Annotated in this window: 23 protein-coding genes and 1 pseudogene; 10 read left to right on the top strand and 14 right to left on the bottom strand. The window is 66.3% G+C overall.

Features of this window, described 5'->3' with window-relative positions:
- Nucleotides 1-227: 227 nt before the first annotated feature.
- The 3 genes from FBY36_RS14470 (at nt 228) to FBY36_RS14460 (ending at nt 1,958) form a co-directional block, all read left to right on the top strand.
- Complete coding sequence (locus FBY36_RS14470; RefSeq protein WP_142120462.1) at nt 228-788, top strand: hypothetical protein; 561 nt, start codon at nt 228-230, stop codon at nt 786-788.
- A 24-nt stretch (nt 789-812) separates the two neighbouring features.
- A complete protein-coding gene (locus FBY36_RS14465) occupies nt 813-1,139 on the top strand; it encodes a hypothetical protein (RefSeq protein ID WP_142120460.1) in 327 nt (108 codons plus the stop codon).
- Nucleotides 1,140-1,271: 132 nt separating this feature from the next.
- Entirely contained in the window at nt 1,272-1,958 is a 687-nt protein-coding gene (locus FBY36_RS14460; RefSeq protein ID WP_142120459.1) for a response regulator, read from the top strand.
- 24 nt (nt 1,959-1,982) lie between these two features.
- On the opposite strand, the gene FBY36_RS14455 is transcribed toward FBY36_RS14460, so the two are convergent.
- The 8 genes from FBY36_RS14455 to FBY36_RS14420 all read right to left on the bottom strand — a co-directional run bounded on the left by FBY36_RS14455 (nt 1,983) and on the right by FBY36_RS14420 (nt 11,670).
- A complete protein-coding gene (locus FBY36_RS14455; protein WP_142120457.1) occupies nt 1,983-3,662 on the bottom strand; it encodes a GAF domain-containing sensor histidine kinase in 1,680 nt (559 codons plus the stop codon).
- 115 nt (nt 3,663-3,777) lie between these two features.
- A complete protein-coding gene (gene mgtA, locus FBY36_RS14450; RefSeq protein WP_142120455.1) occupies nt 3,778-6,492 on the bottom strand; it encodes a magnesium-translocating P-type ATPase in 2,715 nt (904 codons plus the stop codon).
- 99 nt (nt 6,493-6,591) lie between these two features.
- Complete coding sequence (locus tag FBY36_RS14445) at nt 6,592-7,284, bottom strand: alpha/beta fold hydrolase (RefSeq protein WP_142120453.1); 693 nt, start codon at nt 7,282-7,284, stop codon at nt 6,592-6,594.
- On the bottom strand, nt 7,281-7,976 hold the full coding sequence (locus FBY36_RS14440) for a class I SAM-dependent methyltransferase (RefSeq protein WP_142120451.1): 696 nt from the start codon (nt 7,974-7,976) through the stop codon (nt 7,281-7,283). The genes FBY36_RS14445 and FBY36_RS14440 overlap by 4 nt, the downstream gene beginning before the upstream one ends.
- Nucleotides 7,977-8,061: 85 nt before the next feature.
- Nucleotides 8,062-8,910, bottom strand: a complete 849-nt coding sequence (locus FBY36_RS14435) for an esterase/lipase family protein (protein WP_142120449.1) — start codon at nt 8,908-8,910, stop codon at nt 8,062-8,064.
- A 362-nt stretch (nt 8,911-9,272) separates the two neighbouring features.
- On the bottom strand, nt 9,273-10,544 hold the full coding sequence (locus FBY36_RS14430) for a S8 family serine peptidase (RefSeq protein ID WP_142120447.1): 1,272 nt from the start codon (nt 10,542-10,544) through the stop codon (nt 9,273-9,275).
- Between the two features lie 49 nt (nt 10,545-10,593).
- Nucleotides 10,594-11,259, bottom strand: coding sequence for a CPBP family intramembrane glutamic endopeptidase (locus FBY36_RS14425; protein WP_142120445.1), 666 nt, complete (start codon nt 11,257-11,259; stop codon nt 10,594-10,596).
- Between the two features lie 6 nt (nt 11,260-11,265).
- Nucleotides 11,266-11,670, bottom strand: a complete 405-nt coding sequence (locus tag FBY36_RS14420; RefSeq protein WP_142120443.1) for a GerMN domain-containing protein — start codon at nt 11,668-11,670, stop codon at nt 11,266-11,268.
- A gap of 22 nt (nt 11,671-11,692) precedes the next feature.
- Here FBY36_RS14420 and FBY36_RS14415 point away from each other — a divergent pair, with 22 nt between their 5' ends.
- A complete protein-coding gene (locus FBY36_RS14415) occupies nt 11,693-11,977 on the top strand; it encodes a hypothetical protein (RefSeq protein WP_142120441.1) in 285 nt (94 codons plus the stop codon).
- Between the two features lie 107 nt (nt 11,978-12,084).
- Here the strand turns inward: FBY36_RS14415 and FBY36_RS14410 are convergent, their stop codons facing one another.
- The gene (locus FBY36_RS14410; protein WP_142120439.1) at nt 12,085-12,864 is read right to left on the bottom strand and encodes an SDR family oxidoreductase; all 780 of its coding nucleotides are present in this window, start codon (nt 12,862-12,864) and stop codon (nt 12,085-12,087) included.
- A gap of 285 nt (nt 12,865-13,149) precedes the next feature.
- On the opposite strand from FBY36_RS14410, the gene FBY36_RS14405 reads away from it, so the two are divergent.
- Complete coding sequence (locus FBY36_RS14405) at nt 13,150-13,875, top strand: hemerythrin domain-containing protein (protein ID WP_142120437.1); 726 nt, start codon at nt 13,150-13,152, stop codon at nt 13,873-13,875.
- 12 nt (nt 13,876-13,887) lie between these two features.
- Here the strand turns inward: FBY36_RS14405 and FBY36_RS14400 are convergent, their stop codons facing one another.
- Both FBY36_RS14400 and FBY36_RS14395 read right to left on the bottom strand, forming a co-directional pair.
- Nucleotides 13,888-14,829 (bottom strand): HoxN/HupN/NixA family nickel/cobalt transporter, encoded by a 942-nt coding sequence (locus FBY36_RS14400; protein ID WP_142120435.1) that lies wholly within the window; start codon nt 14,827-14,829, stop codon nt 13,888-13,890.
- 11 nt (nt 14,830-14,840) lie between these two features.
- The gene (locus FBY36_RS14395) at nt 14,841-15,356 is read right to left on the bottom strand and encodes a cupin domain-containing protein (RefSeq protein WP_142120433.1); all 516 of its coding nucleotides are present in this window, start codon (nt 15,354-15,356) and stop codon (nt 14,841-14,843) included.
- 75 nt (nt 15,357-15,431) lie between these two features.
- Between FBY36_RS14395 and FBY36_RS14390 the strand changes: the two genes are divergently transcribed.
- From FBY36_RS14390 to FBY36_RS14375, 4 genes and pseudogenes are all read left to right on the top strand, one after another.
- Nucleotides 15,432-16,046 (top strand): TetR/AcrR family transcriptional regulator, encoded by a 615-nt coding sequence (locus FBY36_RS14390; protein ID WP_142120431.1) that lies wholly within the window; start codon nt 15,432-15,434, stop codon nt 16,044-16,046.
- Between the two features lie 14 nt (nt 16,047-16,060).
- A pseudogene (locus FBY36_RS14385) lies at nt 16,061-16,510 on the top strand (UTRA domain-containing protein); the annotation flags it as partial.
- A 304-nt stretch (nt 16,511-16,814) separates the two neighbouring features.
- Nucleotides 16,815-17,561, top strand: a complete 747-nt coding sequence (locus FBY36_RS14380) for a hypothetical protein (protein ID WP_235008848.1) — start codon at nt 16,815-16,817, stop codon at nt 17,559-17,561.
- A complete protein-coding gene (locus tag FBY36_RS14375) occupies nt 17,521-17,805 on the top strand; it encodes a hypothetical protein (RefSeq protein ID WP_142120427.1) in 285 nt (94 codons plus the stop codon). Before FBY36_RS14380 ends, FBY36_RS14375 begins: the two co-directional genes overlap by 41 nt.
- Before the next feature lie 318 nt (nt 17,806-18,123).
- Here FBY36_RS14375 and FBY36_RS14370 read toward each other — a convergent pair whose 3' ends face one another.
- The gene (locus tag FBY36_RS14370; protein ID WP_142120425.1) at nt 18,124-19,401 is read right to left on the bottom strand and encodes a S8 family serine peptidase; all 1,278 of its coding nucleotides are present in this window, start codon (nt 19,399-19,401) and stop codon (nt 18,124-18,126) included.
- Nucleotides 19,402-19,602: 201 nt separating this feature from the next.
- Complete coding sequence (locus tag FBY36_RS14365) at nt 19,603-20,049, bottom strand: nuclear transport factor 2 family protein (protein WP_142120423.1); 447 nt, start codon at nt 20,047-20,049, stop codon at nt 19,603-19,605.
- Between the two features lie 51 nt (nt 20,050-20,100).
- Here FBY36_RS14365 and FBY36_RS14360 point away from each other — a divergent pair, with 51 nt between their 5' ends.
- Nucleotides 20,101-20,742, top strand: coding sequence for a helix-turn-helix domain-containing protein (locus FBY36_RS14360; RefSeq protein ID WP_142120421.1), 642 nt, complete (start codon nt 20,101-20,103; stop codon nt 20,740-20,742).
- Nucleotides 20,743-20,837: 95 nt separating this feature from the next.
- Here the strand turns inward: FBY36_RS14360 and FBY36_RS14355 are convergent, their stop codons facing one another.
- The gene (locus FBY36_RS14355; RefSeq protein WP_235008847.1) at nt 20,838-21,791 is read right to left on the bottom strand and encodes a hypothetical protein; all 954 of its coding nucleotides are present in this window, start codon (nt 21,789-21,791) and stop codon (nt 20,838-20,840) included.
- Nucleotides 21,792-21,849 lie beyond the last annotated feature (58 nt).

Here is a 21,849-nt window from a genome sequence, read left to right as displayed (position 1 = left end):
ACAGGGCCCAAAGCCCCCGCCTGCAGCCCGAACCGCCATCCTTTTCCCAATCCGCTGCGAGGTTGGGACTTTCAGCCCTATAACCGGGCCGGGACGCTTGGCATCCTTATAGAGGCGCCGTCCGGGTCCTCAGGCTTGCGAGGCCGGAGCGGCTTTCCCCCTTCTCCCCTTTCCCATGCACACACGACTTTCCCATGCACACACGCTTGGACTCCGAAAGGACCGGCATGCCTGAAATCCGCACGCTCCGTCCCGCACGACCATCAATCCAGGAGCACGCCCCGCTGTCGCGGGAGGAAGCAGCCCGCCGCCGCGCCATGCTCCTCCATCCTTCCAACTTCAAGCCTTCGACCTCCCCCGGCAGCGAGGCGGACAGGATGGCCGAAGAACTGGGCAGCAGGTTCGATTGCCTTCATGAGGACCTGGTGTGCCGCGGTTTGCCGGAAAACGAAGCCCGCACGGAAGTGGCACGGATTGCGGCGCGGGAAGTGTGGGACGGGTTTGCATCGCAGTTGCGCCGGCACCGGGCCGCCGGCCGGCAGATGGACGCAAACGTCCTTGCCGTCGCACTGACCTCGATCCAGGGCATGACCCTGGCACTGCTCCGCCACCAGGGCGACCTGGCCTATGCCAGCCGCGCGGTGTCCACGGCCCTCCGCCGCCTCCAGTACAACGGGGGCCTGCTGGACCGGCTGCACCCGCACGGCAGCCCGGCCTTCAAGGACGCAGCTGTCACCCTCCAAACAGTGGAGGCTTTCCTCGGCCGCCGTCCGCCGACGCCGTCCTGAAATCCGGCTTGGGAGCTGGTGTAAATGGCAACCGTGGATGAGTACAGGGCGGTCTACGGCGGGAACGAACCCCTTGCCGCTGAGGATGACACCGCCGATCTGGGGAACGGCGGATGCAACGTGATCCTCAGGGACACGGGCGGCGTGATCGGCAGCTGGAGCTCATGGGAGATGGCCAGCCGCGCCCTCAACCGGCTCCAAAAGCTGGGCGGCCGGTTTGAGTACCGGCTGGAGGAATCCCACCAATGGGTCAACGGGCTGGAATACACCTCCACGTGCTCCCATTGCAGCCTCACCCGCCGGCTTCCGGACCCTTCCGGAACAATGGCGATCCCTGATGACGGCTGGTAAACGGCAGGACCGGACCTTTGGCCCTGCTGCTAAAGTAGCGGACACGAAATGATCATTTGAGGATCCTTCCGAACGGGGCGGGCGCGCTGACAAGGCGGCTGGGGAGGCCATCGACCCGATGAGAGCGTCTTCATGGAAATACCTGCAGCACCACTGGATTCACGTCGGTCTCCGGCCTGGACCGCCCGGATCTTCATCCTCAATGACCATGAACCGGTGCGGCGGGGACTGAGGGACCTGCTCGAAAGCGATGGGTTCGTTATCGCTGGTGAAAGCGGATCGGCGGCAGAGGCCGCGCGCCTGATTCCCCTCCTGGAACCTGACCTCGCGGTGTTGGATGACAGGCTCCCGGACGGGACCGGGATCGAAGTCTGCCGCGAGCTTCGCGCCACCGCCCCCGGAGTCCGGTGCCTGATCCTGACAAGTTGGGATGAACCGCATGCCGTGCGGGCAGCCGTTCTGGCGGGCGCCTCTGGATACGTGCTGAAGCAGGTGCGGGACAACAACCAACTGGTGGATGCCATCCGCAGCGCCGCCGCCGGCAGTTCACTGTTGCGGCCGGGGGTGAGGGAGAGGATTGCGGAAAGCCTTTACGCAGCTTCCTCCGCGTCCTGGCTGGACAGCCTGACGGAGAGGGAGCGGAACGTCCTTGCTTTCATGGCCCGCGGCCTGACGAACCGGCAGATCGGGCAGGAGCTGGTGCTGGCAGATGAGTCGGTGGCTGCCTGTGTATCCTCAGTACTGCAGAAGCTGGGCTTCCGGCGCCGCAGCCAGCTGATTCCGGTGCCAATCCCGCGCGCGTGGGAACTGCTGCACTGATCCCCCCTGGCCGGCCCTTCGCAGTCACGCGGAGATTGGCGCCGTCCAGGTCACACTGGTGCCTTTGCCGGGGGCGCTGTCGATAATGCAGGTCCCGCCCACACGGGAGGCCCGGGTTTTCATGTTGTTCAGTCCGCTGATCCGGCCCGGATTCGTAAAGCCCCGCCCGCGGTCGCGGACGGTGAGCACCACATGGCCCTCCTGCACTGACAGGTGCACATAGATTTCCTCGCAGCCGGAATGCCTGACGGCGTTGCTGACGCTTTCGGACAGCACCGGCAGCAGCTGTTCGGCCACCTCGTCACCGACGACGTCATCGACGGGGCCCGAGAGCTGGATCCTCGGGAGGACCCCGGCCGCGTTGGCCGCTTCCTGGACGGCGCGGAGGACGCGTCCGCTCAGGAGCTCCCCGTCCTGTTCCCGGGCCTGCAGGGCGTAAATGGTGTCGCGAAGCTGGTGGATGCAGTCGTCCAGTTCGGTGGTGATGCCGGCGATCCGGCGCTCGTGCGCGAGGGGGTCCCCGGTGTAGCGGCGCAGCCCCTGAATGCTCAACCCCGCCGCGAACAACCGCTGGATCACCAGGTCGTGCAGGTCCCTGGCAATCCGTTCCCGGTCGATGAACAGCGCATGTTCTTCCCGCAGCTGGTTGGCCCGCAGCAGATCCAGCGTCAGGCCAATCCTGGACGCGAAGACCGCGCTTTGTTCAACATCGACATCCGTGTAGCGGCTTCCGCTGGACGGGCGCGCCAGGATAAGCACCGTGTCCCGGTGTCCGTCAATGTTGTTGCCCAGCGCAGCGAGCAGGACCGGTCCGAGCTTTTCGGCGGACGCACCGTCGAACACCTGGGCAGGGTCCTTGACGATCCTGGACTCCCCCGTGGCGAGCACGTCGGCTACGGCCTCGCCCACCGGAAGCTCCTGCCCGGCGGGTATGGACTGGACTCCCAGGGAGGTCCGGCACCGCAGGCTCCCGTCCCCGGCAACCGACGCGATGATTGACAGTGCCGAGGCCGAGGCGTGCAGTGCACGCTCGGCGATCATGTCCAGGTTGTTCGTATCGGACCGCGGGTTGGCCTTGAGCCTGTCGCTGACGTCCATGCCCGCTTCCAGCCACCGCTGGCGGCTCTTGCTGTCCTCGAACAACCGTGCGTTCTGGATGGCTACACCGGCGGCGGATGCGAGGGCAACGGCAAGGTCCTCGTCCTCGGCCGTGAAGTCCTGGCCGTCGGTCTTTTCCGTCAGGTACAGGTTCCCGAAAACTTCGTCCCGCACCCGGACCGGGACGCCCAGGAAGGTCTTCATGGGCGGATGTTCGGGCGGGAAGCCAACCGCGATGGGGTGTTCGCCGAGGTCATGGAGGCGCACCGGGCTGGGCTCACGGATCAGGTGCCCCAGCACGCCGTGGCCGGTGGGAAGGTCGCCGATGAGCCGGGCACCTTCTTCGTCAATGCCCACCGTGATGAAGTGGCTGAGTTGCTGGTCGTCACCGATGACGCCCAGGGCACCATAGCGCGCCCCCACGAGCTCGCAGGCGGACTGCACCACCCGGTCCAGCACCACTTCGAGGCTGAGGTCTTCCGTCAGGGAAACGACGGCACCGAGCAGGCCCTCCACGTGTTCCTGGGTCCGGACCAGCTCATCTGCCCGGTCCACGAACTCACGCAGAAGCTCCCGGGTTCGTCGCCGGATTGGTTCACGCCACATAAAGAAAACACCTCAGTCATAGAACAGGGCCCCATCGCCCTGGATCCGATTTGTGACAGCCCCCAGTGTCTCTCACCACCATGCTAACAACCCCGGCGACCCAGCGGCTTATAAGTTACGTCCTGGCTGCCTCCCGTCCCCGCAGCCGTGTGCGGCGCCGGCTCCCCGGCTGCGCTGGAGGCCGGGGCACCCTGATCGGGGCGCTGAACCTGAAGGCCCTGCGGGCGATGTGGTGCGTGGCGTGCCGGGGCCGGACGGGCGGTGGCGGGGCTGGCAGCTGCTGGGCATCGCGGGCGAAGAACCACTGCTTGGCCAGCTCTACCAGCACCAGGTACACCACCACCATGCCCAGCAGGACAAGGAAGAACGGGACCGGCAGCGGGTCGAAGCCCAGCACCCCGGCCAGGGGCGAGAGCGGCAGGACGATCCCCACGGCCACCACGCCAAGCGATGCGGCAATTAGCCCTGCTGAGGGCCGGCTGCGGAGGAACGGCACGCGCCGGGTGCGGATGGCGAAGATGATCAGCGTCTGGGTGGCGATGGATTCGATGAACCAGCCGGCGCGGAACTCCCCCGGAACGGCGTTGAACGCGAACAGCATCAGGGCGAACGTGGCGAAGTCGAACAGCGAACTGATGGGGCCGAAGAGCAGCATGAACCGCCGGATGAAGGCGATGTTCCAGTGCGACGGCGCCCGCAGCTGCTCCTTGTCCACCCGGTCCCCCGGGATGGCCAGCTGCCCGGAGTCATAGAGGAGGTTGTTCAGCAGGATCTGGCCCGGGAGCATGGGCAGGAAGCTCAGCACCACCGAGGCGGCTGCCGCGCTGAACATGTTGCCGAAGTTGCTGGACGTGCCCATCAGCACGTACTTGATGGTGTTGGCGAAGATCCGCCGCCCCTCCATGACGCCGTCGGCCAGCACGCCCAGGTCCTTGTCCAAAAGGACGACGTCGGCCGCGTCCTTGGCAACGTCGGTCGCCGTATCGACGGAGATGCCGATGTCCGCCTTGTGCAGTGCCAGGGCGTCATTGACGCCGTCGCCCATGAAGCCCACCGCACCGCCGCTTTGGCGCAGGAGGCTGATGATCCGCGCCTTTTGTTCCGGCGAGACGCGGGCGAAGATGGTGGCCGTGCGCGCGGCGGCGGCAAGGTCGGCGTCGGACATCTGCCCAACCTGGGTGCCGGTCAACGTGCCGCCGGAGAGCACATCAAGGTCAGCGCAGACCTTCTCGGCCACCTTGGCGTTGTCCCCGGTGGCAATCTTCACCGAGATTCCCAGCGCCTCCAGCCGGTCCAGGGACTGCCGGGCGTTGGCCTTGGGCCGGTCCAGGAAGACCAGGAAACCTGCCAGGGCAAGGCCGGGCTCCTCGGCCGGCGTCAGCCTGGCAAGCCCCGCGGCCGGACGGGTGGCTACGGCCACCACCCGGGCGCCGGCGTCGAACTGTTCCTCCAGCATGGCCTGCACGGCGGGCGGGACGGGACCGCACAGGGCCAGGACGTCCTCCGGCGCCCCCTTGGTCACAAGCTGTGCCGGACCTCCCCGGTCACGGACCAGCACCGTGGTGCGGCGGCGCCGGTGGTCAAAGCGGATCAGGTCCAGCCGGTCATAGCGCCCCGGTTCGAAAGCCGCGGCGCCGGCGCTCTCCCACAGCGCGGCATCCAGGGGGTTTTGGCCCGCGGAGGAAACCTTCGCTCCCGCATAGTCCGCCTCGGTGGCCAGCAAACCCAGGGTAAGCAGGCCGCCGTCGGACACATCCGGGGTGGCCGGGAGGGCAGCCGTGAAGCTGATCTTCCCTTCCGTGAGGGTGCCGGTCTTGTCCGTGACCAGGATGTCCATATCGCCCAGGTCCTCGATGCACACCAGCCGTTTGACCAGGACCTTCCGCTTGGCCAGCTGGCGGGTGCCGGTGGCCAGGCTGGTGCTGACGACGGCGGGCAGCAGCTGCGGCGTGATGCCCACGGCGATGGCCAGGGAAAACAACAGCGATTCAAGCAGGGGGCGCTGCAGGAGCAGGTTGGCCACGAAGATCAGCGACGTGAGCACGACGGCCACCTGCAGCAGCAGGAAGGAGAAACGCTTGAGGCCCAGCTGGAACTCGGTTTGTGGCTGGCGTTCGCCCAGGCCCAGCGCGATCCTGCCGAATTCGGCCCGGCCGCCGGTGGCCACCACCACTCCGCTGCACCCGCCGGACTGGATCACGGTGCCCATGAACACGCAGGAGGCGAGGTCGGCCAGGGCTGAGCCCGCCGGCACGGGCGCCGGGTCCTTGGCTGAAGGCTGGGACTCCCCTGTGAGGATGCTTTCGTCGCAAAGGAGGTTGTCGGCGGTCAGCAGGCGGATGTCTGCCGGGACGATGGCGCCCAGGGAAAGATGGACGACGTCGCCGGGCACCAGGGCGGTGACGTCCACGTCCGTGGTGGTTCCGTCGCGCTGCACGGCGGCCTTGTGGGTGACACGCTCATGCAGGGCATCGGATGCCCGCTGTGCGCGGTATTCGTTGCTGAAGCCGAGGCCAACACTGACCAGCAGGATCACGCCGATGACGATCGAGTTGGTGGCGTCGCCCAGGAACAGGGACAGCGCCGCGGTGATGATCAGCAGGATGAGGATGGGGCTGGCGAATTGCCGGCCCAGGACGGCCCAGGCGTTGGCGCGGTGGGTGCGGACGGCGTTGGGGCCGAGGCTTTCAAGCCGTGCGGCAGCTTCTTCCCCCTTCAGGCCTTCCAGGACCGATCCCAGGCGCTCAAGCGTCTGCTCCGCCGTCAGGGCCGCGGCATCGGTGATGGGCAGCTGGAGGGAACTGCGCTGCCGGATGTTCAGGTCTGTCATGCCGGATCCGATCGGACACGTTGGATTGTGGCGATAGCCTAGGGCAAGGGTACGACGCCGGGCGACAGGTGTGTTTATGCCGTTTGCAGGATCTTCCCCTCACAGCGCCCGCTGGGTTAGCCACTCCGTCAGGACATTGAAGAATTGGTCCGGGGCAGTGGCATGGATGTTGTGCCCCACATCCAGTGTGACCAGCGTGCAGTCCGGGATAAGCTCCGCCACCTCGGCCAGCAACTCCTGCGGGATGTGGCTGCCGGCTCCGCCGCCGATGAGCAGCGTGGGTGCGATGATCCCAGGCAGTCTGGCCCACCAGCGGCGCGAGGGGTCGTTGACCTGCGCCGCGATTGCGGGGACCACAGCCCAGTCGAAGGGCAGCTGGCCGGGCGGGCGATCGGGCAGCGGCCGGGTTCGCGGATATGGCGGAGGGGCGTCCTCAATGACAAGGCGGGCGATTCGGACGGGTTGGGCCAGCGCGACGAGGTAAGCCACAACACCGCCCATTGAGTGGCCCACCAGGGTGACGCGATGGAGGTCCAGGCCGGCAAGGACCGCCACGACGTCGCCGCACATGAGCTCAAAGGAATACTGCCCGGGCTGCCCGCTGCCGCCATGGCCGCGAAGATCGACGGCGAATACGTGGAAGTCCGGGGCCAGGGCCGCAGCCACCGCGCCCCAGTCCTCCGCGCTGTCACCGAGGGCATGCAGCAGCACCACAGGAGGTGCGTCCGAATTCTCGGACACCTGGACGCTGAGGGTGACACCGTCCGCACCCGGCAGGGCCAGCTTCTTCATGGCGGGGAGTCCACGTCAGCCGGGCCGAGGCTGGCGGCCGTGCCCAGGATGTGCGCGAGCGGAGGATTCAGCCGCTGCACCGCGAAACCGAAGCGCTCGTTGTCCTTGACCGTGAATCCTGCTGCCGTAATGGCGGCCAGGGTGTCCCGGTTGAGGTGGCATCCGCCCATGAACCGCCCCCACACGGGAGTCAGTACATCTTCCGCCCGGGCCACCAGCGGGTGCCCAGACCGGACGTGCTCGTAATAGGCAAGGGTGCCGCCGGGGCGCAGGACGCGGCGGATCTCCGCAAGCACGGCGGACTGGTCCTTCACGCTGCAGAGGACAAGGCTGGCCACCACGGCATCGGCGCTGCCAGATTCCGCCGGTATGTCCTCTGCGGCCGCGGCCACCACGGTGACCGGAACACCGGCGGCGGCCACCTGTTTTTCTGCCACGCCCCGGAGGTAGTCATCAGGCTCCAGTGCCAGGACGCGGGTGACGGCGGGAGGGTACAACGGGAAGGAGGACCCGGCGCCGGCTCCGATTTCGATGATGGAGCCACGCAGTCCGGCCAGGATACGGCGCGGGTGCTCGGCGGCACCGCGGCGGTCCATTCCGCCCACGGCCCGGGCGAACGCCCGGGCGAACAACGGGTGTTGCAGCGGGTCCGGGCCCGCCCCGCCCTCCGTGCCGCCAGGTGTTCTGTCCATCCGGATACCTCCTTGGGACTGGTCTGGCTCCCATCATGGCACGGAGTGCGGAGGCGGGGCGCTGCCGGTTGAAGGCGGCCTGGGGCTACAGGCAGCTCGGCTGGTACGCGGGGTCCGCGGGGCCGGAGGGCTGGCTTAGTGCGTTGGCCACGAACTGGTGCACCACGGGATCGTTGGGAGTCTGGTCGTGTTCGAAGACATCGGCCGGGCACTTGTCCTGGATGGTGATATTGGTGACCTGCCTGGAGGGTCCCACCAGGAACTGGCTGTTATAGGGGATCACCACTTCGTCATAGACGGTGGAGATCACGGTGTAGGACGGCCCGGCCACGGTGTCGCCCTTGGCATTGAGTTCCTGCATGAAGGCGGACCCGGCCTGCTGGTCAGCGCATGCGGCGCAGCCCAGGGTGGTGTAGGCGGGGTCGGGGACGGCGTCCGGCGGCGGCACAATCAGGCCTTGGGTGCCGTGGTTGGAAGGCGCAATGCCCACCAGGTGGTGGACGTACTTGGCGCCGCCCAGCAGGTGCATGTAGTAGCGGGGCATCATGCCGCCCTGGCTGTGGCCCACCAGGTCAACTTTCGCAGCGCCGGTGGCGGCGCGGACGGCGTCAACGAACGGGGCCAGTTCCTTTGCGGACTCGGCCACCGGGGCTGTTGCGTATACGCCGTTGGTCTCGCCGTAGTTGAGGGCAAAGACGCAGTATCCGGCGCTCTTGAGGTAGGGCGAGAGGGTGGACCAGTTCTTCGCCATGCTTTCGAAGGTTCCGGGTACCAGGACCACCGGGTACGGATGCTCGGCGGAAGGCTTGCAGGTCCAGTCGTTGGCGCCGGGCGGGGCGATGTCCAGGGTGTCGGCCTGCGCGGGAACCGTGGAGAGCGAGCCGGCCAGGACTGCGGCTGCGGCGACGGACAGGGCGCGTTTAAGCAGTGACATATAAACCTCTTTGTTCGCGTGTCAGGAATGGTGTCGCGGCCGGGTCTGCTGGTGGCGGTGTAGCTGGTTGTACCAGCCAGGTGCCCTGCTGCGGTCCTAGAAATGCTAGGCAGCAAGGACCGCCGGGTGGCCCTGCCTGCACGAACGTGCGTGGAATGAATTCCCCTCCCACCCGGGTCTACTGGCCCGATTTGGGGACGCCGCCAGCAATATTGTTACTGTTGAGTAGCTACTTCGAACCAGCACAAAGCCTGCGGCTACCGCAGCGGGCAGCTGGCGGGGAGTGCAGGGCGCACTGCACAGATGTGCACGGAGCCGCGGACAGCCTCCGGCTCCGTGCGCGGCGCCTCTAAGGAACCGTTCTACTTCACAGCCTTCACGGCGTTGGCGGCGTTCACCCGGCCGTACGCCCAGTAGGTGCCGGTCCCGGGCACCCTGTCCGCGGTGGATTCCACGTTGGCCCGGATCGAGGCGTTGGTGGCGCCGGGGTGGGAGCTCCAGGCGAGCGCGGCGGTGGCGGCCACGATCGCCGAGGACATGGAACTGCCGTTGCCCACGTCGTAGCCTCTGGAGCGGTTGTTGGGAACTTCTAGGGCAAAGGCGTGGTTCGGGAAGGTGGAGTAGACATTGACGCCCGGCGCCGCCACGTCCACCCAGCTGGCCCCGTAAGTGGAGAAGGATGCCTTGAGGTCCTTGTTGTCCGTGGCCCCGACCGCGATGACGTTCGGGTAGGAGCCGGGGTAGATCTTGGTCTGGTTTCCACCGTTTCCGGCGGCCGCCACCAGCACCACTCCCTTGGTCCACGCGTTGTTGACGGCGGCCTCGAGCGTGCGCGAGGCACGGACCCCGATGCTCATGTTGATCACCTTGGCGCCGTTGCTGACGGCCCAGTTGATGCCGTTGGCAACACTTGAGCTGGACCCCACCCCGCTGTCGTTCAGGACTTTCCCGGCCAGGACGGTGCAGCCCGGGCACACCCCTGCCACGCCTGCCGAGTTGCTGGAGGTGGCGGCAACGATGCCGGCCACATGGGTGCCGTGGCCGTAATAGTCCTCCGCCACCGGGTCGCCGGCCTTAGTGGCAGCGTCACTGAAGTTGGCGCGTGCCACCACTTTGGGGGCGATGTCAGGGTTGTCGCTGGCAACGCCCGAGTCCAGGACGGCCACCTTGATACCGGAGCCTGTGGTGATATTCCAGGCTTCGACGGCGTCGACGTCGGCGTCCGCAGTACCGGCGGGGATGGTGATGTCACCGCGGGTGTTGGTGAAGGACTGGCCGGTGTTCTGCAGCGCGTACTGGCGGGGGAAGTAGGTGTCGCTGGCGGCCGCTGTGGCCGGTTCGTCCGGCTCGGCGTACTCAACCGACGGGTCACGGCTGAGCGCGTCGATCAGCCGGGCTTCCTGGCCGGAGAGCACCGGGACCAGCCGGGCGCCCGTGCCGCCCACGGCCGAGCCGGCCGGAAGACCGTACTGGTGGAGCACGCCGGGGGCTGCGGCGCCGTCGTACGTTTTGACCAGGATCTGTTCCGCTCCTGCGGGCGACGTGGACGGCGCCGCGCTGGCTACGGGTGCCATGGTGAGTGATCCAAGCGAGAGGACTGCCGCCGTGAGACCGGCGGTGACGACTTTCTTCATGGCGTTATGGTGCAACGCGGCCTGCAGGGTCGGGTAGGGGCAAGGGCCCCTATTCTCGCCCGGGCCCTTGCGGCAGCCAGGCGTTGCGGGCCGCGCGGACGCCGCAGGAGTCGGTGGCGGCATGGGCGATGGACACCGCCAGGAGCGAGCCGCTGCGCTGGGCGGCCCACCCGTACCCAACTCCGATCAGGCCCGCGCCCAGCAGCACGGGCCACCGGCCGCGGGCATGGGGACGGACTGCGAGGGGGACCAGGTGCCATGCGGTGAAACCGAGGGAAGGCCAGAGCCAGCCCAGGACCTTACGGTCCGGGAAGACGGCCAGCGGCACGCCGCGCCACAGGGCTTCCTCGGCCAGGGCGTTGGTGACGCCGATGCCCACGGCGGCGAGCGCAGCCGTGGTGCCCGCCTTCCGGGCGTTGGGGATCAGTTCCGTGGCGATGGCGCCGGCCGGCGGGACGAGCAGGATGCTCCACATCAGCGCCCTGCCCTGGGGTGCCGCGGCGGGTGCATGCCAAAGATCCACCAGCCGACGTCGGCCGGCCAGCACGAGTGCCACGCTCCAGCACACCGCCCAGTAGGCTGCGAACCCCGACTGGTAGCCGCGGCGCTTTCCGAACCGGCGGACGGTGAACCTGAAGACGGGGACCATCAGGGCGGGCACCGCGGCGGGAATTAGGGCCGCGGCTGCCCGGCGCCACATGCTGGGTAGGTTCACGGGACCCTACTTAAGGCTCAGCACCTCGTCGATGGGGCGGCCATTGACGAAAACCTGCGCGCTCGTGGCCCCGGACGCCGCCATGGCCGTGTATTCCAGCTGCGCCTTGGCCCGCGGAACGTCGCACACACCGCCGAGCATGAACTGCCCGGAGAGCCAGATGGTGATGGTGCTGCCGTTCAGTTCGCCGCCCAGGTACGTCAGGCTCGACTGGTAAAGGACGTTGATGAGCCCGGATTGCCCTATGTCGCGGCTCTTGTTGGCCAGCAGGGTCCCGATGCTGGGGCCCACCTGGTCGGTGAACCGGACGGGGGCTGTGGTGGTGGCCACGAGGCTGTCGCCGCAGCCGATCGCGGGTCCGGAGACGCCGTTGTCACCCACGGCCACGTAGTAGATGGTCAGCGGGGCCACCTGTTCGGGCAGTCCGGTGGGCGTGGGTTCCTCCGTGGGCGGCGGGCTTGCAGGAGTGGACGACGGCGGTGGGGCGGCCGGGGTGGTGGGCGCGACTGAGCTGCCAGGCGTCGTGGTGGGGTTCCCCGACGTGGTGGGAGTCGCCGTCGTGCTTGGGGAAGCGCTGCTGGTGGTGGGGCTCGGGGCCGCGGAACTGGTGGAGGGGGCCGGGCTGGGCGGGCCGAAACATCCGGTGAGGACCAGCAGGCTGCTGAGCCCGAGAATGCTGAGTGCCGAAAGCCTGGGCCTGGTCATGGTGCCCCCTTGAAGACGGGGCCCACGGTTGCGGGACCCGTCTTCAAGCTACGCCTGAGGGTTAGTCCAAAACAGGGACTAAAGTCCGGGTGCGTGGCTGAGCTTTAGGGAGCCCAGCCCTCACCAGACCGAATCGCCGCGCAGCACAACGTCGCTGCCCCCGTCGACGTAGACGATTTGTCCGCACAGGTGCGTGTTCTCCACGCTGTTGAGCCAGGCCAGCAGGCGGGCTGCGACGATGGCGTCGGCGATGCCGTTCAGCGGCATCGGAACCACTTCCAGCAGTGACTTTCGAGCGTCCTCCGTGGCGATAAGGTTCGCCGTCATGGGGGTGGCGATGACGCCGGGCGCTACCGCATTCAACGGGATTCCGGCTCCTGCCCACTCGGGGCCGGCGGCCTGGCGGCGGACCCAGCGGGACAATGCAAGCTTGGTGGAACAGTAGATGAGCCCGCCAGTGGCCGGCTCCTTCGCCAGCACTTCGGCGCGGGCCATTGCCGGCTGTTCTTCCCCGGCGGTCAGCAGGGCAACGAGTTCCTCATCGCTGGCCATCAGGGCTGCCATCGATGAAACCACGACGGCCCGCGGCGCGTCCGACCCGGCGAGCAGGGGGCGGAGCCCTTCAAGCGTTGCGAGCGCCCCGAAGAAGTTCACCGAAACGGTGGCGGGTCCCGGGACGGCAAGGCCGGCCACGGCGTAGATCGCGTCGATCCTGCCGCCGCTGACCTTCCGCACCGCATCCATCAAGGCCCTGCGTCCTTCAGCCGTGGAGAGGTCCGCCAGCACTTCGGCGTCGTGGATGTCCACGCCGATGACACGCTCGCCACGCTGCTCGAGCAATTCCTTCGTGGCCTTGCCGATCCCGGAGGCGGATCCGGTGATGACTGAGATGCGGGGCACGGCGTCTTCTTTCCCTGGCTGGATGGGCTTGGATTCACTCTGCGCGCCAGTCCGGGGGCGGGCCAGAGGCCAAAGGCCTGCGCACCGGTGGCCACGAAGGGGTCCTTCGAGATCCGGGACGGCGTGCCGGGGCTGCAGGCGCGGGCTTGATACTTCCGGGATGAAGGTCGACGGCGGGTCCCGCCGTCGACCTTTCTCCCGGCCATTGTGCGCCTCCGGGCCCGGGGCTACGATGCTGCCGGGGAGAGGTCCTTCGTCTCACTGCTCGACGACAGGGGCCAGGACATGACCGACTTCTTCACCATGCAGCCCGGTGAGACTGCCCCTCCCCTGCCGGCAGGGCCCATCCTGTGCGGCGGAACCGCTGGCATGCGGCGCATCCACCGCTTCTTCCTCTGGGCTTACGGGGAAGCGCCGGGGCTGGTGCGCTCCGCCGCGGCAGGTGACGCCTCACGCGCAGCCTACGTGGGGGAAGTGCTGGGGAACTTCGACAAGGTGCTGCACATCCACCACGACGGCGAGGACCTGCTGATGTACCCGCAGCTGAAGGAGCGGGCACCGGCATGCGCCCTGCACATAGGGCAGATGCTCGAACAGCACCGGCAGGTCACCCTCAGGCTTGGGGCAATCGAACCGGTCCGGCTGCGCTGGATGCGGACGGCGGACGAAGAGTCGGCGGCCGATCTTGCTGCCCGCTACGAGGACCTGGCCCGGGTCCTCAACACGCATCTGCGCCGGGAGGTCACCGAGATGATGCCCGTCGCGGACCGGGTCATGTCCGAGAAGGAGATGAAGGAAACCGGCCAGCACGGGATCCAGGAGCTCGACAGGAAATTCCTGGTGGGCTACCTCGGCATGGTGCTGGCCACGAACCCGCCGGCGGACCGCAAGGAGCTGTTCAATGAGATCCCTCCCCCGGTCCGGCTCGCCTACCGCCTGGTGGGGCGGCGCATGTACCGGAAACAGTACGCAACGCTCTTCCCGGGACGGCCGATTCCCCAGACGCTGTAGGAACCAGACGCGCTACCTATCCGGTCGGACGACGGACAGCAGTTCCACGGTGCCGACGCCCAGAGCCACTGCGGCTGAGAACCCGGTCAGGACGAGGTTGTACAGCAGTCTCCGGCGCGGATGCGAAAAGGCCCAGCCGAAGGCTGCATTCATGAACCATCCGTCCAGGCCGTCCAGCAGGCTCATGCCCGCGGCGAAGAGGACGGGCAACGTGAGGACGGCGTACCAGGGAAGCTCCACCGCGGCGGCTCCGCCCGCCACAACAAGCAGCGCCACCTCAGCTGCTGTATCAAATCCCAGGCCGAATAGCAGCCCCACCACGTACGTCTGCCAGGGCTGGCTGATGCTCCGCATGACCGGCTGCAGCAAGCGGACCAGGAGGCTGGAGGCCACGGCGGGCACCCCTGCTTCAGGCTCGCCTCCCCCAAGGCGGCGAAGGCCTGAACCGGCGCGCGTCAGCAGGGCAAGATTGAGGAACGCCAGGAGATACAGGAACAATCCCGAGACAGTAGCGCCTAGTGTTCCCAGAAGATCGCGCCAACTGGAGGCGTCGTTGCCCAACTGGCCTCCCAGGAGGCGGGCTCCCGCCGCCAGCAGCAGGCACAGGCCAAAAACGATGCTGGAGTGGCCCAGCGAGAACCAGAAGCCGACGGAGACTGGCCGAAGGCCCTCACCCATGAGCTTCCGGGTGGTGCAGTCGATGGCGGCAATATGGTCCACGTCGAAAGCGTGTCGCATGCCCAACAGATAGGCGCCTAGCCCGATCCCCAGCCCGAAGACTCCACTTGAGCCCAGCGTAAGGTTCTGCGGCACGACACCCAGTACCAGCACGCCCCAGCCCACGAGATGCAGCAGAAGTACGACGGCGGCCATGCCAGCCAGCGGCGCCCCCGGCCTCCGGGCGGCTTCGGCAAACGGCAGCCGGCTTCGCCGAGGTGGAGCCTGGAGGCCCATGACGCTTCCCGTCAGCCCATTGGTGGCGTCAGACCGTACCGGGCGATGATGCCCGGCAGCCAGGGCGCCTCGCCGAACTGGAGGCCATACTCGGCTGCCAGTTTGCCGATGGCCTCAGGATCCTGCGGTCCCCCGGCTTCAAGCTGGTCGGCCAGCCCCCAAAAGAAATGCTCGAATCCTGCCGGGCTGATTATTTCAATCATGCGTGCCGGCACTTTGCCGGCGTTCCACATGGTGTGCAGTTCGCCGCGGGGCTTGGTGATGTAGCCTCCGGCGCCCAGTACTGCCTCACGTTCACCGGAACGGAAGCCGATCTCGCCTTCCAGGATGATCGAATACTCATCCTCACGGCTGTGCATGTGTGGCGGAACCAGGGCTCCCACGGGAAACGGATGTTCCACGATGGAGATCTGCTCATTCGTGTGTTCGCCGAACAGTTTGAAGACAACCCCGATGCTTCCGAGACTGCCGTTGCGTCCTTCCCCAGGCTGCACGACCGTAAGCCGTGGAGCCTCCTCAATGCCCATGGGATTCACCCTATCAATTCGATATACAATAATGTATATCGAATTATCCGGCCCACCGAGGATCAGTGTCAATAGTTGAGTGAACATGGGCGTTCAACCAAAGCCCGCAAGTACCAGATGAACAAGCGTGCCGAGCAGGTGGACACAACGCGTCAGCGGATCGTGGACGCGGCAGTAGCCCTGCATGGATCAGTCGGTCCCGCCCGGACCACCATTTCAGGCGTCGCCGAACAGGCCGGGGTCACGCGTCTGACGGTCTACCGCCATTTCGCCGACGACGAGGCGCTGTTCTCCGCCTGCTCCTCGCATTGGCTCTCCCAACAGCAGCTGCCGGACCCTGCGGCGTGGTCCGAAGTGGTTGATCCCCTGGAACGGCTGCACGCCGGACTGGCGGACCTGTACCGGTTCTATCGTGACGGCGAGCCAATGCTCAGGCGCATCTACGCGGATTGGGCTGCCCTTCCGGAAAGGCACCGCACGGACCTCCAAAAGCGTGACACGTTCTTCCGCGACCAGCTCCTTGAGGCCTTCCCGGACCCAGGCAACGCACGCCTGCGCGCCGTCGTGGCGCACGCGGTGTCGTTCTGGACCTGGCGTTCCCTCTGCCATGACAACGGGCTTTCAAATCCGGACGCCGTCCATGCCATGGCGGACTTGGCTGCGATGACGGCCAGCCTGCGCCGGCCATAGCACAGACGCTGTAGGTCAAGCGCACCCAGGTGGTGCGGCAGGCCGCCTCCGAGTTCATCGCACCGGGCATCGGCATCGAGCCCGGCACGGACTGCTGGCTGTGGGAATCCGTCCTCATCCGCGACGGCGAGGCCATTGCCCACCTGCAGGAAAACGTCACCGCCCAGCCAGTCAGCATCGGCAAGGGCGCCGCCGCACCCCTTGAGATTAAGGACGACGGCGGCGCCACCTTGCTTGCCACGCTCAACAACCAGCTGGGCCGGCTGGCCGGTCCGGGCGAGTGCCAGATCAGCCTCAGCCAGGTGGGCCCCAGCCGCGCGAAACTGCTGGACCTGCGCCCGTCGGACCCGGTCCTGGTGCTGACGCAGTTCGTCCGGCACTCGAACCGGCCGTTCTACCTGGCCAAGTGCCTGGTCTCGGCCCGCGCAGGGCACCTGTCGGTCATGCAATCCCTGCAGTCCTAGGCGAAGGCTGCGTGTGGACGGCCGTGGAAATGTCCGACCGCACGAACACGCCCGTCGAACGCCACGCGGGTGGCCGCCGCCGTGGAACAGTAGCGGAGTCGCGGCAACTGACGTCGGGAACCCAGCAGCGGCTCGACAAGGACGCCATGTCAAGATGTGCCGATGCCCGGAAGCTCTTGACCTCTCGGGAGGGCGGCGGTCATGCTGAACCCTAAATCTGCTCGTCCCAAGGAGCTTCACCGTGGACACCTTCCGCAGCACGTGGTCATTCCGGTCCCGCCTTCCCCTGGCAGGGGTCCTAGCCATGTTCCTGATGCTGTGCACTGTCCCGGCGGAAGCTGTCGCCGCCACCGGCGGAACAGGCAATGACGTTTCCTGGCCGCAGTGCAACAAATCGCTGCCGAACGGTCAAGCCTTCGGGATCGTGGGCGTTAACAAAGGGCTGGCGAACACCACCAATCCCTGTCTGGATTGGGAGCTGTCCTGGGCTGCTTCGTCCACAGGCGGGACGGGACAGCCCAAGGTGGCTCTGTACGTGAACACCGCCAATCCAGGATCCGCAGGCTCCTGGTGGCCAACCAGCAACACCTATGGCGGTAAGACTGTGACGAACCCGTACGGCAAGTGCAGCAGCGGAGACTTCGGGCCCGCGTGCTCATACATGTATGGCTACGCCAAAGCGCACGACGATGCCAACATTCGGGGCGTCAGCAATCCCGGCACCTACACCTGGTGGCTCGATGTCGAAACCGGGAACAGCTGGTCAGCAGACAAGACGGCCAACCGCGCCGACCTGGAAGGGATGATGGCGTACTTCACGTCCATCGGCGCGACAACCGGGCTGTACTCCACGGCGAGCCAATGGTCGCAGATCGCAGGCACGGTCCCTGCCTCGAGCCCGCTCTATACAGTGAATAGCTGGCTGGCCGGAGGCAGGTCCCTGACTGCCGCGAAGCGGATGTGTTCGGAAGCTCCGCTGACCGGTGGAGGGAAAGTTACCCTCACGCAGTATGTCTCGGGCACCTTCGACTACGACTACTCCTGCATCTGATCTTCTTGGCCACCTGCCCGCGCCCCTCGTCTCCGCCGCCTACAACCTGAGCTACATCTACGAGAAGTCGGGCCCGAACGACTGGGTAGAACCTGGCAGCGAGGTAACCATTCCCACCGCCGCCATGTGGGAACTGTGCGCTGGCGCCACGCAGCCGGTAGGAACCTGGCGGAAGTCCTACGCCCGGTGTGGCCCCACCAGTCACTCCACTCCAAAAATGAACACGAACGGCAACGACCAGTAGGTGATCCTGTTTAGCCTTCGTCTGCTGCCTCTTTGGATGCCGGAGGCTCGGCGCCTTCGGGCCCCGTGGCGGGTCGCTGCATGATCGAACTGAACACCTTGCTGCGGGTCTCCGGCAAGATGCCACGTAGGTTTAACGCTCCTTCATGATGCTGGCTGTGCAGGGCCAGACGCCACAGCTTCCGCGAGTTTGTCCAGTGATTCCGGGTTTGCTGCGAGCTGCAACTTGCCGCTGTTGGTCAGCAGCGTCACTGCCTGGTACCCGTACACCGGCAGGTACTTGCGGTCCTTGCCACTGATTTTCAGGCGCTCCGGAAGGTTACTTTGTGCAGCCCACCGCCCTGCAGGCGTCCACCCGGCCGTACTTCCAGTAGGTGCCCGTGCCCTTGATCGGGTTGGCCGTAGATTCGATCTTTTTGCGAACTTCGATGTTGGACGTCCCGGCCGCTGTGTTCCATACCAATGCGGCAGTTGCCGCGACTATAGGTGATGCCATGGACGTCCCGGTCTCTATGTCATAGCCCGTGGACCGGCCGTTCTGGCCTCCCAGGGTGAACGGGTAGGTGGGGAAGGTCGAGTAAACGCCCACGCCGGGCGCGGCAACATCCACCCATTTTCCGTAGGTGGAGAACGATGCCTTCACATCATTGTTGTCCGTGGCGGCGACCGCAATGACGTTGGGGTACGCGCCCGGATAGACCTGGGCCTGGGTGCCCGCGTTGCCGGCAGCGGCAACAATCACCACTCCCGCATTCCAGGCGTCGTTGACGGCAGTTTCGAGGGTCCGTGAGGAAACGCGCAGCCCGAGGCTCATGTTGATCACCTTCGCCCCCCTCTTAACGGCCCAGTTGATGCCGTTGGCAATGCCTGAACTGGAGCCGGACCCACTGTCGTTGAGCACCTTTGCGTCCAGGATGATGCAGTCCGGGCACACACCTGCAACGCCAATGGTGTTGTCCCGGGCGGCGGCAACGATGCCGGCCACGTGGGTGCCGTGGCCGTACCTGTCGTAGTCCTCATCCACAACGATGTCTTTGCCGCTGAAGTTGGCCCGTTCAACAACCTTCGACGAGATGTCCGGGTGGTTGATGGCGACACCGGAATCGATGATGGCAACCCGTGTCCCGCCGCCGGTGGTCACGGTCCAGGCTTCGACGGCGTCCACGTCAGCGTTATCAGTGCCCGCCGCCACGGTTTTGTTGCCGGCCGTGTTCGTAAACTCCTGGCCCACGTTTTGCAGGGCGTATTGGCGGCGGAAGTACTCGTCATTTGAGGCAGCCGTGACGAGTTCATCCGGTTCGGCGTACTCCACCGCCGGATTGCGGCTCAACGCCCCAATGAGTTGGAGCTCCTTGCCGGCCGGCACTGTAATCAGGTGCGCGCCCGTGCTGCCGATGGCCGGGCCGTCGTTGAGGCCATGCCGGCCGAGGACACCGCGGGCCGCGGCGTTGTCATGGAACTTGACCATGATCTGTCCGGGTACGGGAAACGAAGATGCGGGCGAGGATGATGCGGCAGCGTTGCCGGGCACAACGGCCGTGGCGGCGCCGAGCACCATCACGACCGTTGCGAGACCTGCCAGAACTGTTCTTTTCATTCCGTTATCCTGCGCCCCACCAGTAACACCTGCATAGGGGCCAACGGCAGGTATCCGGAGGACCCGGGCGTCAGGCCGGGCGAACCCGCTAAGGCGAGTGCCGGCGTCGTGCGTTCCGTTGAACCGACGCCTTCAAAGAAGCTGCTTTGGCAGGATCTCGGCCAGGAAGGCTGCCGTCTCCTCTTGCATGTCCGTCCGCGCTCAACCGCTCACACCCGTCGCGGCGTCAGGGAAGGGGACAGGGGCCTCCCCTGGCGGGTAGTCCGCGTGCCGGTGCACAATCCGCCATTCGCCGTCTTCGCGGCGGTAAATGTGGGTCACCCGCAAGGTGTACTGCCGTGGCGTCCCCTCCACGGTTGTGGAGGTGTGCTCGTAGCCCACGGTGTAGGCGAGGTCGCCGCTTGCTCCGGCAGCGATGATTTCAAGGTCGAAGGAGTCGGCATGGGTGAACCAGGAGGCCACGTTGTGGAACACCGGCTCCAACTCGTCCCAGCCGGAGCCGCTGAGCTGCGCGCCGAAGAGCGTTACAGGATCGTTCCGCGACCACAGGGCGAGGCGCGGAGCGGCGTCGCCCTCGTGGATCGCACCGTCCGCCGCTCGCTGCTTGGGAATCATTTCGGCAAGGAATGCATCCGTTTCGGTTGACATGGCCAACTCCATTACAGCCAGACTGTTTTTAATACAGTTATAATGCATTCAATGGAACGGAAGATCAAGAGGCAGTACGATTCCCGTCGCCGCCAGGAGCAGGCTGCCGAAACACGGCGGAGCATCATCGCGGCGGCGAACGAACTCTTCATTGCCCAGGGGTACGGCCAGACCACAATCAAGCAGGTGGCCGAGCGCGCGGGAGTCTCTGTCGAGACCGTGTACGCCGCGTTCGGTACCAAAGCATCGCTGCTGAGGCACGTTTGGTACGTCGATTTCCGCGGGGACGAAGCGGACGTGACCCTGTATGACCGTGAGGAGATGCAGTCAATCCTGGCCGAGCCGGACCTGCCGAACAGGATCCGCCGGCATGCTGTGTTCGTGACGGCGAGCAACCGCCGCATCTTTCCGCTCCTCGACGCCCTTGCCGGAGCTGCTGCGAGCGAGCCCGACGCCGCCGCCATGCTGGCCGAGTGGACTGACCGGCGGCTGGACGTGGCCACCCGCTACGCCCACGCCGCGGCCGCGACCGGACAGCTCGGCGTCAGCGAAGAGGAATGCAGGGACGTGGTGTACGCGACCATGGACGGCACCCTGTGGGCCCAGCTCGTGGGGCAACGCGGATGGAACGACGAGAGGTTCTCGGACTGGCTCGCCGCCACCTGGATCGCCGCTCTTGTCCGGACGACGTAGCGGACCACGATGCTGCTGCGGGGGCGCTCCCAAGCCCGGTTCGCCGTCGTCGTTGTCATTTGTGGGCAGGGACGGCGAGAGCTCCGGCCGCGACTCTAGGGTGCGGAGCGTTTGCCCGAGTCCGTGCTGGACCCCGTAGTGGGAACGAAGTTCCAGTCGAAGGACCCGTCGCCGTGCAGCGTCAGCCGGAGGAACCCGCGGGTGTCGCTGAACCGCTTGGCGATGTACCGCGGCTTGCTGGTGAAGGGGCGCGTATCGATGCCTCCAGTGGAAACCTGGAACGCCGTCATCCCGTCATCGACGCATTTGTCCGCGTTGTTCACGGGGCAGGACCGTTCGTAGTTGTGCTGCGACCCGGACAGGGTCAGCCGGACCCGGTACTTCCACATCACGTCGATCCACGGTTTCTGGTAATCAGCCCGCCCATGCTCCTCCGTATCGGAGGTGAAATACGGCTCGTGGTAGACCACCGCCAGGTGCTTGCCCGCCTTTTGGGCGGCGGCGAGGTCCTTGTCCAGCCACTTGGTGGCATCCGAAGCCTCTTTTTCGTCGTACCGCCAGAGCGCGGACGATAGGAACGCGAAGTGCCAGTTTCCGAAGTCCTTGGAGTACGGTTCCCCATTCGGGATGAACCCGCGCTCCTGGTTGATGGCAGCTTTCTCCGTGGAGCCTTTGCATTGGCCGTTCATGAACTTCGCCAGGTCTTCGTTGCGGCCAGGCTCCCAGTCATGGTTTGGGGCGGACACCCAGTACAGCTTGGGCATGGTGCCGCCCCACAACTTCGCCCACGTGTTCACGTAGTTGTCGCAGTAGCCGGTCTCGTACTGGAAGTCCCCCAGCCCCAGGAAGGCGTCAATCTCGTTCTTCTCCACGAGTTTGGCGATCAACGTGGCGTTCCTGCCGGACGGGGTTTCGGGGTCAGCGTTGTCGGCCGGGTTCATGTCGCCCACTGCGGCGATATGGACATCGGGAGCGGGAGGGGGCTCGGGCGGCTTCGGCGTGCAGGCCGTGGCAAGGAGCACCAGCAGGGCTACGGAAACTGCGGCCACGCGCCGGAAGGGTTTTTCACCAGGGAGTGCTGACCGCATCCCATATCCCCTTTCAGCA

It is taken from the genome of Arthrobacter sp. SLBN-122, from assembly GCF_006715165.1.
GTDB lineage: Bacteria > Actinomycetota > Actinomycetes > Actinomycetales > Micrococcaceae > Arthrobacter.
The sequence above is the reverse complement of the archived record's forward strand: the minus strand, read 5'-3'. Positions and strand labels throughout refer to the sequence as shown.